Below are 13,367 nucleotides of genomic sequence, written 5' to 3' on the forward strand. Positions count from 1 at the left end.
AAGTGAGTGGCTGATGGTTAAAAGTATGACGGGGTTTGGCAGAAGTAAACTTAAATCAGCCAATCACGTAATAACGGTCGAAATGAAGTCAGTGAACCACCGTTTCAGTGAATTTCAAATACGAATGCCCAGACAATTAATGAAAATAGAAGATAAAATAAAGAAGAAATTGGCACAATATATACATAGAGGTCGAGTGGAGCTGTTTATTACGATCGACGGTGAGGGATTCATTCATCGAACGCTCCAAGCCGATTGGACGCTTATTGAAGAATACATTCAATTGATGGAAGTGATTTCGGATAAATATCAACTCGCAGGCCAGCCAGAATTAAAAGATTTGCTACAACGTCCGGATTTCATTACAATCGAGGAGAATGAAGAAGAGAACATTGTGGTGGAACAGCTTGTTCTTAAAGCGGTTGAGCAGGCGGTCGAACATCTTCATGACATGAGGTTCGTTGAGGGAGCTGAGCTAAAGAAAGATCTAGTACGCTTACTGAACAGCCTGGAACAAAGGCTCAACGAAGTGAAGCGGTTCGCTCCGTTAGTCATACAATCATATCGTCATCGACTTGAACGAAGATTAACAGAACTGACAGCCACTCCATTTGATCAAGATCGAATCTTAACAGAGGTAGCGATCTTTTCTGAGAAATCAGATATTCATGAGGAGTGTACTCGGCTTGATAGTCATATACAACAATTTCAGCAGACGCTGGAGTTATCGGAGCCCATTGGTCGTAAGCTCGACTTTATGATTCAAGAGATGAATCGAGAAGTGAATACAATAGGTTCGAAAGCGAATGATTCAAAGATTAGTTCCGCTGTTGTTGAACTTAAAACAACTCTTGAAAAAATGAGAGAGCAAGTTCAAAATATCGAATAACGTCAGAGCAAGCTGTTAAGCTATAGTTTGGGGGGAATTTATGTCCATTCGATTGATCAATATAGGTTTTGGAAACATTGTTTCTGCCAATCGAATCATTTCTATTGTCAGCCCGGAATCTGCGCCAATTAAACGGCTCGTGCAAGATGCAAGGGATCGTGGAACATTGATAGATGCTACGTATGGAAGAAGAACGAGAGCGGTAATTATGACGGATAGTGATCATGTGATCTTATCCGCTGTTCAGCCAGAAACGGTTGCTCAGCGCATCGTTTCGAAAGAGGAAGAGACAGAAGAAGGGTAGGGAACGTTATGAAAGAAAAAGGGTTACTGATTGTCTTATCAGGACCTTCAGGTGTGGGGAAAGGAACCGTCAGAAAAGAGATTTTTTCACAGTCCGATTTAAACTTTGAATATTCCATCTCAATGACCACTCGTGCTCCCCGCGAAGGAGAAGTAGACGGAGTGGATTATTTCTTTAAATCGAGAGAAGAGTTTGAACAGCTAATCTCTGAAGGGAAGCTGCTTGAATATGCTGAGTTTGTTGGCAATTATTATGGAACGCCAGTTGATTATGTGCGTGAAACCTTAGATGCTGGAAAAGATATTTTCTTAGAAATTGAAGTGCAAGGAGCTAAACAAGTTCGTGAAAAGTTCCCGGAAGGTCTATTTATTTTCTTAGCGCCGCCAAGTCTTTCTGTTCTTCATAGCCGAATCACCAATCGCGGGACAGAAAGCGATGAAGTCATTCAAGGGCGAATGGAGAAAGCTCGCAAGGAAATTGAAATGATGGAGCTTTATGATTACGTCGTTGAAAATGATGAAGTAGAAAAGGCTTGTAGTCGTATTCAATCAATCATTGTGGCAGAACATTGTCGCTTAGAGCGAGTGCAGCACCGTTATCAAAAAATGTTGGAGAGTGAATAATATGTTATACCCATCAATCGATAATCTTTTAACTAAAATTGATTCAAAATACTCATTAGTTAGTGTCGCAGCAAAGCGTGCTCGCAGCTTACAAGAAAATAGCACGACTCAAATGCTTGATTCTTATGTTTCTCACAAATTTGTGGGGAGAGCGCTAGAAGAAATTTATGCCGATAAATTGTCTATGAAAGAAAAGGATGTCAACGAAACATACTCTGACGAAGTGTAATGTAAACTGAACGAAGAGGGTGTCCCTTAAGTGCCTGGCTTCTCCACTTTAAAGCTAAACGTATAGTGGCTTCATTAACTATATATGGCGGTGGAGGTGCCTGGCTCTTTGCTTTTGGGACACCTTATTTTTTCATTCAAATGAGGCCGATCCTTTTTAATAATTGGAGGTTTTTTCTATGTTAAATGGAAAGAAAATACTATTGTGTGTAACTGGCGGAATTGCTGTTTATAAAGCAGCTGCTTTAACGAGCAAATTGACTCAAGGTGGAGCTTTAGTGAAGGTGATTATGTCTTCTTCTGCTCAAAAATTTGTGACACCTCTTACCTTTCAAGCCTTGTCTCGACATGATGTTTATACAGACACATTTGATGAAAAGCATCCGGAAGTGATTGCTCACATTGATTTAGCTGACTGGGCCGATTTGATTTTAGTGGCACCGGCTACAGCGAATATGATCGGGAAGCTAGCCAATGGATTAGCAGATGAGATGATTTCGACGACGATTCTCGCCTCAACTGCTCCTGTCTGGATTGCTCCAGCGATGAATGTTCATATGTATGATCATCCTGCCGTTAAACGGAATATTGACACGTTAGCGAGTTTTGGCTATCAATTCGTGGAGCCGAGTGAAGGATATCTTGCCTGCGGCTATGTAGGAAAAGGTCGTCTGGAAGAACCGGAGAAAATCGTTACGTTAATCGATCAATTTTTTCAAAAGAAAGAGCATCAGCCTTTGAAAGGGAAGAACGTGGTGATCACAGCGGGTCCGACGAGAGAAGCGATTGATCCTGTTCGATTTTTAACGAATCATTCATCAGGAAAGATGGGCTATGCTCTGGCCGAAGTAGCTAGAGAGCTAGGAGCGAATGTGGAGTTGATTTCTGGACCGGTGTCACTACCGAAACCAACGGGGGTTCAATTTACTCAAGTGCAAAATGCAGAAGAGATGTATCAAGCGGTGATGGCGAAATTTCAAGAAGCAGATATTGTGATTAAAACAGCCGCCGTTGCGGATTACCGCCCGAAAATGGTTCACTCTGACAAAATGAAGAAAAAAGAAGGCGACCTCGTCCTTGAAATGGAGCGGACAAAAGATATTTTAAAAACATTAGGACAAGAGAAAACACATCAATTACTGATCGGATTTGCCGCTGAAACCGATCGCGTAGAAGAATACGCCAAGCGAAAGCTCGAAGTGAAAAATGCCGATATGATTGTGGCTAATAATGTGAAAGCCACAGGAGCTGGTTTTGGTGGGGATACAAACATTATTACAATTTACAAAAAAGATGGCTCAAAAAAAGAGTTAGACTTAATGACGAAAAAAGAGGCAGCCTATGAGATTTTGGCAGAGGCGGTTGCTGAATTAACAAAGGGTGAGATCGAATGCAAGTAGCGAGCGTCATCGTCGACGTAGCAGCTATGCAAACGGATCGTTCATTTGACTATTTCATTCCAGATCAATGGTCTGGGATAATCGCACCTGGTATGAGGGTCATTGTGCCTTTTGGGCCGAGACATATTCAAGGTTTTGTGACAGAGGTGAAGAATCGTTCGGAAGTAGATAAGTTAAAGCCGCTAATTGAGCCGATGGATTTATTGCCCGTGTTAAATACAGAATTATTAGAGCTTGCCGATTGGTTAACGGAAACGACGTTATGCTTTAAAATATCTGCCTATCAAGTGATGCTACCGGCGGCGATGAAGGCGAAATACGAAAAAGTGTTTCGTTTCATTGATGGGAAAGAGCCAGCGACAGAAGAAGTAGTCGAGTTATTTCAACAGCGAACAGAGATTGGGTGGGAAGAGGTCGCAAAAGCAGGGCTACTGACGGTTTTTCGTCAAGAGGTAAAAGCTGATCGGATTGAGTTAGTGTATAAAGTGAAAAGTAAAGGCAACAAAAAAATGATTCGCATGATTGGCTGTGCACTTCCCGCGGATCAAAGCAAAGAATATGTAGATAAGCTTCCAGCGAATGCACTGAAACAAAAGCTCGTTCTAGACTATTTAATCCAGCAAGCATCTACATTTGTGTCAGCGAAAGAAGTGATGGAGGCAAGTGGTGCTTCGAGTGCGACGTTAAAGAGTTTAATTGAAAAGGGTCTCATAGTAGAGACAAAGCAGGAAATGTATCGAGACCCTTATGAAAATCGTGAGTTTCAAAAAACGGAACCATTGCCGTTAACAGAATTACAAGAGAAAGCGATCATTCCTGTTCTGCAATCGATTGAACAAGAGCAGCATGACACCTTTTTACTGTATGGAGTGACCGGCAGTGGAAAGACAGAAATTTACTTGCAATCGATTCAAAAAGTGCTTGAAAAAGGGAAGGAAGCGATTGTGCTAGTTCCGGAAATATCGCTTACTCCGCAAATGGTTTACCGTTTTAAAGGGCGCTTTGGGGATGATGTTGCTGTTTTGCATAGCGGCTTATCGACTGGAGAGAAGTATGATGAATGGCGAAAAATCCAGCGCAAGGAAGTGAAGGTGGTCGTCGGTGCGCGGTCAGCTATTTTTGCTCCTTTTGAAAACCTTGGCATTATTATTATCGATGAAGAGCACGAAACGAGTTATAAACAAGAGGAGAACCCTCGTTATCATGCAAGGGAAACGGCCATTAAGCGAGCACAACATTATCATTGTCCGGTGATTTTAGGTAGTGCTACTCCGGCGTTAGAAAGCTTTGCTCGTGCGCAAAAGGGAGTATACAAACTGCTGACTTTATCGAAACGGATGAATGATCAAGCGTTGCCGGAAGTTGAAATTGTCGATATGCGCGAGGAGCTAAGAGATGGGAATCGGTCGATGTTTTCTAGGTCTTTATTTGAAAAGCTAGAGGACCGATTGCAAAAAGGTGAACAAACGGTGCTATTTTTAAATAAGCGCGGTCATTCTTCCTTTATTATGTGTCGCGATTGTGGGTACGTATCTGGTTGTCCTCATTGTGATATTTCTTTAACATATCATCGCTATCGTCATCAGATGAAATGCCATTATTGTGGCTATGAAGAGCCGGTTCCAAACACCTGTCCAGAATGTAATAGTGAGCATATCCGCTATTTCGGAACAGGAACCCAAAAAGTAGAAGAAGAGCTTGGGAAGCTATTACCTCATGCGAAAGTGATCCGAATGGATGTGGATACAACGAGCAAAAAGGGCGCTCATGAAAAGCTACTGCGGCAATTTGAAGAGGGCAAAGCTGATATTTTATTAGGGACACAAATGATTGCGAAAGGATTAGATTTCCCTAATATTACGCTCGTCGGCGTCCTTACGGCTGATACGATGCTTCATATTCCAGATTTTCGCGCATCGGAAAAGACGTTTCAATTGTTGACGCAAGTAAGTGGGCGCGCCGGTCGTCACGAGCTTCAAGGGGAAGTAGTCATTCAAACGTATACACCAGAGCATTACAGCATTCAGTTGGCTGGAGCGCAAGATTACGATCAATTTTATCAACAGGAAATGATGATTCGCAAGATGGGGCATTACCCACCTTTTTACTTTTTAGCGTTAGTGACGGTAAGTCATTATGATGTGCTCACGGCTTCATCGATTACCGAAAAAATTGCGGATTATTTACGATCTCAATTGTCTCGATCAGCGATTATTCTTGGTCCAGTCGCCTCTCCCATTCCGCGGATCAATGATAGATATCGTTATCAATGTTTGATAAAATACAAACGGGAACCGAAACTAAATGAAGGATTAAAAACGATATTGGAGCATTACACGAAACAACATAAAGATAAGCATTTACAAGTAGCTATAGATGTCAATCCATTTATCATGATGTAAAGTGAAATGTTACAAGAAGATTAAGGAGGATGTTGTTTGGCCTATTTACCGATTGTAGAGGCTCCAGCTAATATTCTTGAAAAAGAGTGCGCACGTGTAACGGAGTTTAATAAAAAGTTAAAAAAGCTAGTGAATGATATGCATGAAACGATGATTGAAGCAGACGGAGTCGGACTAGCTGCTCCGCAAGTTGGTGTCGATCTGCAAGTAGCGGTTGTCGATGTAGAAGACGAGAATGGCTTAATTACCTTAATTAACCCCGTTGTTGTAGAGGAAAAAGGAAAACAGACAGATGTAGAAGGGTGTCTTAGCTTTCCTGGGTTATATGGGTATGTGACTCGACCTTCTTATGTCAAAGTGAAGGCGCAAGATATAAAAGGGCGCTATTTCTTAATCGAAGCACGCGACTTTTTAGCAAGAGCGCTCTTGCATGAAATCGACCATTTACATGGTGTATTATTTACGTCAAAAGTAGAGGAATATATTTCAGAAGAACAATTAGAAAAGGAGGGAGCAGAATGACGAATATTGTCTTTATGGGCACACCTGATTTTTCTGTCCCTGTATTACAAACGTTAATTCAAGATGGTTATCATATTCAAGCGGTGGTGACACAACCAGACCGTCCAGTGGGAAGAAAGCGGGTGTTGACTCCGCCTCCGGTGAAAGAAGAAGCGTTAAAGCATGACATTCCCGTCTTTCAACCCGAAAAACTACGCTCATCAGAAGAGCTTCAACAAATCATTGATTTACAGCCCGATGTTATTGTGACGGCTGCTTATGGACAACTGTTACCGAAGAAGCTATTAGAAGCCCCGAAACATGGATGCATCAATGTTCATGCCTCTTTGCTTCCTGAGTTGCGCGGTGGCGCCCCGGTTCATTATTCCATTCTACAAGGAAAAGAAAAGACGGGGATCACGATTATGTATATGGCGGAAAAATTAGATGCTGGGGATATCATTAGTCAAGCGGAGGTCATAATAGAAGAGACGGATCATGTCGGCAGCTTGCATGATAAGTTGAGTGCGATTGGCTCTAAGCTACTATCAGACACGCTTCCTAAATTATTAGCAGGTGAAATTCAGCCAATTAAACAAGATGAGCAGCAAGCCACATTTGCTTCTAATATTAAAAGAGAGCAAGAAAAGGTTGATTGGTCAAAAAATGGGGAAGAAATCTATAACCATATTCGTGGACTTCATCCGTGGCCAGTCGCTTATACACAGCTAGATGGAAAAGTAATGAAAATTTGGTGGGGAGAAAAGGTCGCTACTAATAAAGAAGCGCCAGCGGGTACGATCCTTTCCATTGAAGATGATGGCTTTATCGTGGCGACAGGAAATGAAACAGCGATTAAAGTGACAGAATTACAACCTTCAGGGAAAAAGAGAATGTCTGCCCAGCAGTATTTACGAGGAGCCGGTGCAGATTTACCGATCGGCAAGCAGTTAGGAGAATAGGATGACAAACAAGAAAAAACAAGTGCGTGAAATTGCACTCGATTTGTTACAATCAGTAGAGAAAAATCATTCCTACAGCAATCTGTTACTGCATTCAGCGATAGAAAAAAATGCCCTTTCAGGAAGAGATGCTGCTCTACTAACGGAGATCGCTTACGGTACGATCCAACGAAAAATGACGCTTGATTTTTATTTAGCTCCGTTTTTGAAGAAGAAAATTGAGCCGTGGGTGAAACAGCTGTTACGTATGTCGGTTTATCAAATAGTTTATCTCGATAAAGTGCCGGAGCGAGCAGTTATTCATGAAGCGGTTGAAATTGCAAAGACAAGAGGGCATAAAGGGATTAGCGGTTTAGTTAACGGAGTGCTTCGTTCGGTTCAGCGAGAAGGATTGCAGGATTTGGGTCAAATTACAGATGAGGCAGAACGCATCTCGATCGCGACCAGTCATCCTCTGTGGCTAGTTCAAAGATGGGTGGCCCAATTTGGAGCTGAAAAAACGAAAGCGATGTGTGAACTGAACTTAATTGCACCAGTGCAAACGATTCGGGTAAACGCAACGAAAGCCAGTCGAGATGAAGTGGTTCAAAAGTTACAAGAAGAGGGATTTCAAGTAGAACCGAGTCCATTTATTCCAGAAGCGATCCGAATTTTGAAAGGCAACATCGCTCGCTCGGAAGTGTTTGCAAAAGGACTGGCTACGATTCAAGATGAAAGCTCGATGATTGTTGCTTATGCACTTGATATTCATCAAGATCAAGCGATACTCGATTCCTGTGCAGCTCCTGGAGGGAAAACGACGCATATAGCAGAAAAGCTGCAACAGACAGGGAAGGTCATCGCCCTTGATTTACATGAACATAAAATTAAATTAATTAAAGAAAATACTGAAAGACTAGGGTTAGAAAATGTGGAAGCACAAGCGCTTGATAGTCGAAAAGCAGGAGAGATGTTTCCAAAAGAAAGCTTTGATCGGATTTTAGTCGATGCTCCTTGCTCTGGCCTTGGCGTTCTTCGCAGAAAGCCGGATATTAAATACGCTAAGAAGGAAGAAGACCTTCTTGCTTTGCAAAACGTGCAATTAGCTATTTTACAGGCAGTCACACCACTGTTAAAAAAAGGCGGAGTGCTTGTGTATAGTACATGTACGGTCGATCGTGAAGAAAACGAAGGGACAGTAGCGAAATTTCTAGCTTCTAACTCTGAGTTCGAACCAGTGGCATTGGATCATTTACCTCCTAAGATTCAAGCATTAACAACGGATCATATGTTACAAGTATTTCCGCAAGACTTTGGCGGAGATGGGTTCTTTATCAGTAAATTTAGAAAGAAGGTATAATAATGGAGCAGACAAAATCACAAAAAGATTCATCAGCAAACGAGCCGCAGCTCCCATCGATTTATTCTTTGCAGCTGGCAGATTTGAAAGATTGGTTAAAGGAACAAAAGGAACAGCCATTTCGGGCAGAACAAATTTTTGATTGGTTATATAAGAAAAGAGTAGCTACTTTTGAAGATATGTCGAATGTATCTGTAGCATTAAGAGAGAAGCTAGCCGCCCATTTCACGCTCACTACATTAAAAACACTTATCCAGCAAGAGTCGGCAGATGGAACGATCAAATTTTTATTTGAGCTTCATGATGGCTATTCCATTGAAACGGTTTTAATGCGTCATGAATATGGCAATTCTGTATGTGTTACGACTCAAGTAGGATGCCGGATTGGCTGTACATTTTGCGCCTCTACCCTTGGAGGATTAAAGCGTCACTTAGAGGCAGGAGAAATTGTCGCTCAAGTGGTAAAGGTTCAGCAGGCACTTGATGAAAGCGAAGAACGCGTAAGCTCCGTTGTCATTATGGGAATCGGTGAGCCATTTGATAACTACGATCAAATGCTTGCTTTCTTAAAAATCATCAATCATGACAAAGGGCTCAATATCGGTGCTCGCCATATTACGGTATCCACTAGTGGAATCATTCCGAAAATCTACAAATTTGCTGATGAGAATATGCAAATCAATTTTGCCATTTCTTTGCACGCAGCTAACAATGAATTACGAACAAAATTAATGCCAATCAATAAAGCGTACAAACTCGCTGATTTAATGGAAGCCGTTCGTTATTACATCGATAAAACAGGACGAAGAGTCAGCTTTGAGTATGGTTTGTTCGGTGGGGAAAATGATTCCGTCGAGCATGCAGAAGAGCTTGCTCGATTAATCAAGGGAATCAAATGTCATGTCAACTTAATTCCAGTTAATTACGTCCCTGAACGTGATTACGTCCGAACACCAAAAAATCAAATTTTTGAATTTGAAAAGACATTGAAAAACCACGGAGTTAACGTCACGATCCGCCGCGAACACGGTCACGACATTGATGCCGCCTGTGGCCAGCTTCGGGCTAAAGAGCGAAAAGAAGAAACGAGGTGAGTAAAGATGGATTCCGTCTTTCGGACAGATAAAGGCCGAATTCGAGCTCATAATGAAGATAATGGTGGTGTATTTATCAATGCAGCCAATGACTACCTGGCCATCGTAGCAGATGGCATGGGTGGTCATAACGCTGGTGATATTGCGAGCCAACTCACAATTGAGTCAATGAAGTCGATGTGGAAAAGTGTAGACAAAATTGAAAGTGCCACTCAGGCCGAACAATGGTTGGAATCGACGATCGGTCAGATCAATGAGCAAATTTTGTCCCATGCAAACAATCATCCAGAATGCAATGGAATGGGGACAACGCTTGTTGCGGCCTTATGCACGACTAATTTTTGTACGATTGCCAATATCGGAGACAGCCGCTGTTATCTACTCAATGATGATGGCTTTAAACAAGTGACAGACGATCACTCGCTTGTGAATGAGCTCGTCAAATCAGGAGAGATTACGAAAGAAGAAGCAGAACACCATCCCCGGAAAAATGTGCTAACTCGTGCTCTCGGTACGAATGCACATGTAACGGTTGACTATCACACCATTACCTTTGAACAAGGAGATTATATGCTTCTTTGTTCAGATGGCTTATCTAACAAACTGGCACAGCAAGAAATGCAAGCAATTTTGAACAATGACCTTTCCTTATTAGAAAAAGCCGATTCATTTATTCAATTGGCAAACGAAAAAGGTGGGGAAGACAATATTACACTTGTGATTCTCAAACATTCTGCTGGCCTTGAAAGTGGGTGAGTAAGAGAATGCTAATAGGAAAGCGATTAAATGGCCGCTATAAAATCATTAAAATGATTGGCGGCGGTGGCATGGCGAATGTCTATTTAGCGAAGGACGTGATCCTAGAGCGGGAAGTAGCGATTAAAGTATTGCGCTTAGATTTTGCCAATGAAGAAGAGTTTCTTCGCCGCTTTCAAAGGGAGGCGCAGTCAGCTACGAGCCTTGTTCATCCAAACATCGTTAATATTTTTGATGTTGGTGAAGAAGAAGGGATTAATTATATCGTCATGGAGTATGTCGAGGGCATGACGTTAAAGCAATATATTCAGCAATTTTCACCGATCCCGATAGAAAAAGCGATCGATATTATGAAGCAACTTTCAGCAGCGATGGCTTTTGCTCATCATAACTCTATTATTCACCGTGATATTAAGCCACAAAATATTTTAGTAGATGCTAACGGGAATGTGAAAATTACTGACTTCGGTATTGCCATGGCGTTAAGTGCTACCTCCATTACTCAAACAAATGCGGTGTTAGGCTCTGTTCACTACATATCTCCAGAGCAAGCGCGTGGTGGTATGGCAACGAAAAAATCAGATATTTATGCTCTTGGGATTGTGATGTTTGAATTATTAGCTGGACAATTGCCTTTTTCAGGTGAGTCGGCTGTTTCGGTTGCGTTGAAGCATTTGCAAACGGAAACGCCTTCGCTGAAAAGGTGGAATCCATCTATTCCGCAAAGCGTGGAGAATGTCGTGTTAAAAGCAACGGCGAAAGATCCATTTCATCGCTACCATTCGTTAGAAGATATGGAGCAGGACTTATCAACGGCGCTTGGTCCTGAACGAGCCAGTGAGCCAAAGTTTACAGTGCCGCTGGATGAAGATGAAACGAAAGCACTACCGGTTATTAAACAGATAGAGCAAACAGAAAATACGCAAACGACAATGATTCGACCAACACCTGAATCGCAACAAGAAGTGGTGACTAGTGAATCTGCGGACAAGAAACCGAAAAGAAAATGGCCAATTATGTTGTTAATTATGTCTTTTCTTATTGTTTTAGGCGGGTTAGTGGCGGTGTTAGTTCCTAGTATGCTAGGGCCACAAGAAATAGAAATTCCAGATGTTAACGAGAAGAAATTAGATGAAGCGGTGTCAGAATTAGTAACAAGCGGCTTCGTTGTGAAGGAAACGCATGAGCAATTTAGCGATGAAATTCCTGAAGGAAAGGTTATTAAAACAAATCCTCGTGCAGGACGAATCGCTCAAGAAGGATCAAACATCAATATTTATATAAGTAGTGGAAAAGAAACATTTACGCTCGATGATTACGAAGGTAAACGATACGAAGAAGTAGCTAAATCACTCGATAAGCATGAATTTAAGGAGATTCGTAAAGAAAGCGTCTATGATGAAAGTGAAGCTGGAACGATTATTGACCAAAATCCTGAAGCGTCGGACGAAGTCATTCCAGAAGAGACGGAATTATCCTTTACCGTTAGTCTAGGCCCGGAGAAAATTTCATTAATTGACTTGACGGAATATAACGAAAAAAGCTTAAAGGATTATGCCGAGTCTACAGGATTAAATATTGTCATTGCTAGTGAAGAGTATTCAGATAAGATCGGACAAGGACTCGTTTTATCGCAAACGCCAGGGCGAGGGACGAAGCTAGAAAAAGGAGACAAAGTGGAAGTGGTGCTTTCAAAAGGAGCAAGAGAAATTCCACCAGTCACTGTGACGAAAGAAATTACGATTCCATATGAGCCGGATGAATTCGGAACTCCTCAAGAAGTGCAAATATATATTGAAGATATGAATCACAGCATGACCGAGCCTTATGAAGTATTTTCGATTCAAGAGGAAACGAAGAAAACATTGGAATTTATTGTTTCTAAAGGGAGTAAAGCAGGCTATAAAGTAATTCGTGATCAACGGGTGATTTTTGATGAAACCATCCCATACCCAGAAAATGAGGGAGAGAACCAAGGAGGAATGTAATGCCAGCAGGAAAGATTATTAAAGCTCTAAGCGGTTTCTATTATGTTTTAGATGGTGAACGTCTTGTTCAATGCCGAGGGCGAGGGAATTTTCGCAAAAAGAAAGTATCACCACTCGTTGGTGATTATGTAGAATACCAAGCAGACAATGACCAAGAGGGATATATTCTAGCTGTTCAAGACAGAAAAAATGAACTCGTTAGACCGCCTATTGCCAATGTCGATCAAGCGATTCTTGTGTTCTCAGCTGTTCGTCCAGATTTTAGTACCGCTTTATTAGACCGTTTTCTAGTATTAATTGAATCGAAGCAAATTGAACCGATTATTTGTATTACGAAAATGGACTTGTTAACCGAGCAACAAGCGGAAGCGATTCAGCAATTCGCTGAACAATATCGAGCTTTTGGTTATCGTGTGGTCGTAACTTCTTCCGAAGAGGAAACGAATTTAGAAGAGGTTCGTTCTTTTCTGCAAGGAAAAACGTCTGTGTTTGCCGGTCAGTCAGGAGTGGGGAAATCATCCTTGCTTAATGCTCTTCGCCCAGAGCTTGGATTGAAAACCGATGAGATATCGGATTCTCTTGGGCGTGGGAAGCATACGACAAGACATGTGGAATTAATTCATGTGGACAACGGTCTTGTTGCTGATACACCAGGCTTTAGTTCGTTAGAGTTTACAGAGATAGAGGTAGAAGATTTGCCGTTTTGTTTTCCTGAAATGGTCAAGCTTAGCCAAGAATGTAAATTTAGAGGCTGTTTACATGCGAATGAACCAAAATGTGCTGTTAAACAGGCGATTGAACATGGCGACCTTCCCGCTTACCGCTATGATCATTATTTGCAGTTCATGGAAGAAATAAAAGAGAGAAAGCCGAGGTATTAA

At 41.7% G+C, this 13,367-nt stretch carries 13 protein-coding genes; all 13 read left to right on the forward strand.

The window, feature by feature from the left end; genetic code table 11:
* Positions 1-13 precede the first annotated feature (13 nt).
* The 13 genes from ACSVDJ_RS06670 (at position 14) to rsgA (ending at position 13,367) form a co-directional block, all read left to right on the forward strand.
* Positions 14-889, forward strand: a complete 876-nt coding sequence (locus ACSVDJ_RS06670) for a YicC/YloC family endoribonuclease (protein WP_439169319.1) — start codon at positions 14-16, stop codon at positions 887-889.
* A gap of 40 nt (positions 890-929) precedes the next feature.
* Positions 930-1,193 (forward strand): extracellular matrix/biofilm regulator RemA, encoded by a 264-nt coding sequence (remA, locus tag ACSVDJ_RS06675; protein ID WP_094833866.1) that lies wholly within the window; start codon positions 930-932, stop codon positions 1,191-1,193.
* Between the two features lie 8 nt (positions 1,194-1,201).
* The gene (gene gmk, locus ACSVDJ_RS06680; protein WP_439169284.1) at positions 1,202-1,816 is read left to right on the forward strand and encodes a guanylate kinase; all 615 of its coding nucleotides are present in this window, start codon (positions 1,202-1,204) and stop codon (positions 1,814-1,816) included.
* Position 1,817: 1 nt separating this feature from the next.
* A complete protein-coding gene (rpoZ, locus tag ACSVDJ_RS06685; RefSeq protein WP_094833864.1) occupies positions 1,818-2,045 on the forward strand; it encodes a DNA-directed RNA polymerase subunit omega in 228 nt (75 codons plus the stop codon).
* Positions 2,046-2,223: 178 nt separating this feature from the next.
* Positions 2,224-3,444 (forward strand): bifunctional phosphopantothenoylcysteine decarboxylase/phosphopantothenate--cysteine ligase CoaBC, encoded by a 1,221-nt coding sequence (gene coaBC / locus ACSVDJ_RS06690; RefSeq protein WP_439169283.1) that lies wholly within the window; start codon positions 2,224-2,226, stop codon positions 3,442-3,444.
* Positions 3,435-5,846 carry a primosomal protein N' gene (gene priA, locus ACSVDJ_RS06695; protein WP_439169282.1) on the forward strand — a complete coding sequence of 804 codons (2,412 nt, stop codon included), beginning with the start codon at positions 3,435-3,437 and terminating at the stop codon, positions 5,844-5,846. The genes coaBC and priA overlap by 10 nt, the downstream gene beginning before the upstream one ends.
* Before the next feature lie 36 nt (positions 5,847-5,882).
* Entirely contained in the window at positions 5,883-6,368 is a 486-nt protein-coding gene (gene def / locus ACSVDJ_RS06700) for a peptide deformylase (RefSeq protein WP_439169281.1), read from the forward strand.
* Positions 6,365-7,309, forward strand: coding sequence for a methionyl-tRNA formyltransferase (gene fmt, locus ACSVDJ_RS06705; protein WP_439169280.1), 945 nt, complete (start codon positions 6,365-6,367; stop codon positions 7,307-7,309). The genes def and fmt overlap by 4 nt, the downstream gene beginning before the upstream one ends.
* 1 nt (position 7,310) lies before the next feature.
* Positions 7,311-8,648 (forward strand): 16S rRNA (cytosine(967)-C(5))-methyltransferase RsmB, encoded by a 1,338-nt coding sequence (gene rsmB, locus ACSVDJ_RS06710; protein ID WP_439169279.1) that lies wholly within the window; start codon positions 7,311-7,313, stop codon positions 8,646-8,648.
* A gap of 2 nt (positions 8,649-8,650) precedes the next feature.
* Positions 8,651-9,742, forward strand: a complete 1,092-nt coding sequence (gene rlmN, locus ACSVDJ_RS06715; protein WP_439169278.1) for a dual-specificity RNA methyltransferase RlmN — start codon at positions 8,651-8,653, stop codon at positions 9,740-9,742.
* 6 nt (positions 9,743-9,748) lie between these two features.
* Positions 9,749-10,498, forward strand: coding sequence for a Stp1/IreP family PP2C-type Ser/Thr phosphatase (locus tag ACSVDJ_RS06720; protein WP_439169277.1), 750 nt, complete (start codon positions 9,749-9,751; stop codon positions 10,496-10,498).
* A gap of 8 nt (positions 10,499-10,506) precedes the next feature.
* Positions 10,507-12,486, forward strand: a complete 1,980-nt coding sequence (gene pknB, locus ACSVDJ_RS06725; protein ID WP_439169276.1) for a Stk1 family PASTA domain-containing Ser/Thr kinase — start codon at positions 10,507-10,509, stop codon at positions 12,484-12,486.
* Positions 12,486-13,367, forward strand: coding sequence for a ribosome small subunit-dependent GTPase A (rsgA, locus tag ACSVDJ_RS06730; RefSeq protein ID WP_439169275.1), 882 nt, complete (start codon positions 12,486-12,488; stop codon positions 13,365-13,367). The genes pknB and rsgA overlap by 1 nt, the downstream gene beginning before the upstream one ends.

Origin of the sequence: Bacillus sp. Hm123, assembly GCF_051842975.2 — a bacterium.
GTDB lineage: Bacteria > Bacillota > Bacilli > Bacillales > Domibacillaceae > Bacillus_CE.

What these genes read in the sequence shown, in the direction of transcription:
- ACSVDJ_RS06670 (WP_439169319.1), top strand. Translation starts at nt 14, where the DNA reads ATGGTTAAAAGTATGACGGGGTTTGGCAGAAGTAAACTTAAATCAGCC.
- remA (WP_094833866.1), top strand. Translation starts at nt 930, where the DNA reads ATGTCCATTCGATTGATCAATATAGGTTTTGGAAACATTGTTTCTGCC.
- gmk (WP_439169284.1), top strand. Translation starts at nt 1,202, where the DNA reads ATGAAAGAAAAAGGGTTACTGATTGTCTTATCAGGACCTTCAGGTGTG.
- rpoZ (WP_094833864.1), top strand. Translation starts at nt 1,818, where the DNA reads ATGTTATACCCATCAATCGATAATCTTTTAACTAAAATTGATTCAAAA.
- coaBC (WP_439169283.1), top strand. Translation starts at nt 2,224, where the DNA reads ATGTTAAATGGAAAGAAAATACTATTGTGTGTAACTGGCGGAATTGCT.
- priA (WP_439169282.1), top strand. Translation starts at nt 3,435, where the DNA reads ATGCAAGTAGCGAGCGTCATCGTCGACGTAGCAGCTATGCAAACGGAT.
- fmt (WP_439169280.1), top strand. Translation starts at nt 6,365, where the DNA reads ATGACGAATATTGTCTTTATGGGCACACCTGATTTTTCTGTCCCTGTA.
- rsmB (WP_439169279.1), top strand. Translation starts at nt 7,311, where the DNA reads ATGACAAACAAGAAAAAACAAGTGCGTGAAATTGCACTCGATTTGTTA.
- rlmN (WP_439169278.1), top strand. Translation starts at nt 8,651, where the DNA reads ATGGAGCAGACAAAATCACAAAAAGATTCATCAGCAAACGAGCCGCAG.
- ACSVDJ_RS06720 (WP_439169277.1), top strand. Translation starts at nt 9,749, where the DNA reads ATGGATTCCGTCTTTCGGACAGATAAAGGCCGAATTCGAGCTCATAAT.
- pknB (WP_439169276.1), top strand. Translation starts at nt 10,507, where the DNA reads ATGCTAATAGGAAAGCGATTAAATGGCCGCTATAAAATCATTAAAATG.
- rsgA (WP_439169275.1), top strand. Translation starts at nt 12,486, where the DNA reads ATGCCAGCAGGAAAGATTATTAAAGCTCTAAGCGGTTTCTATTATGTT.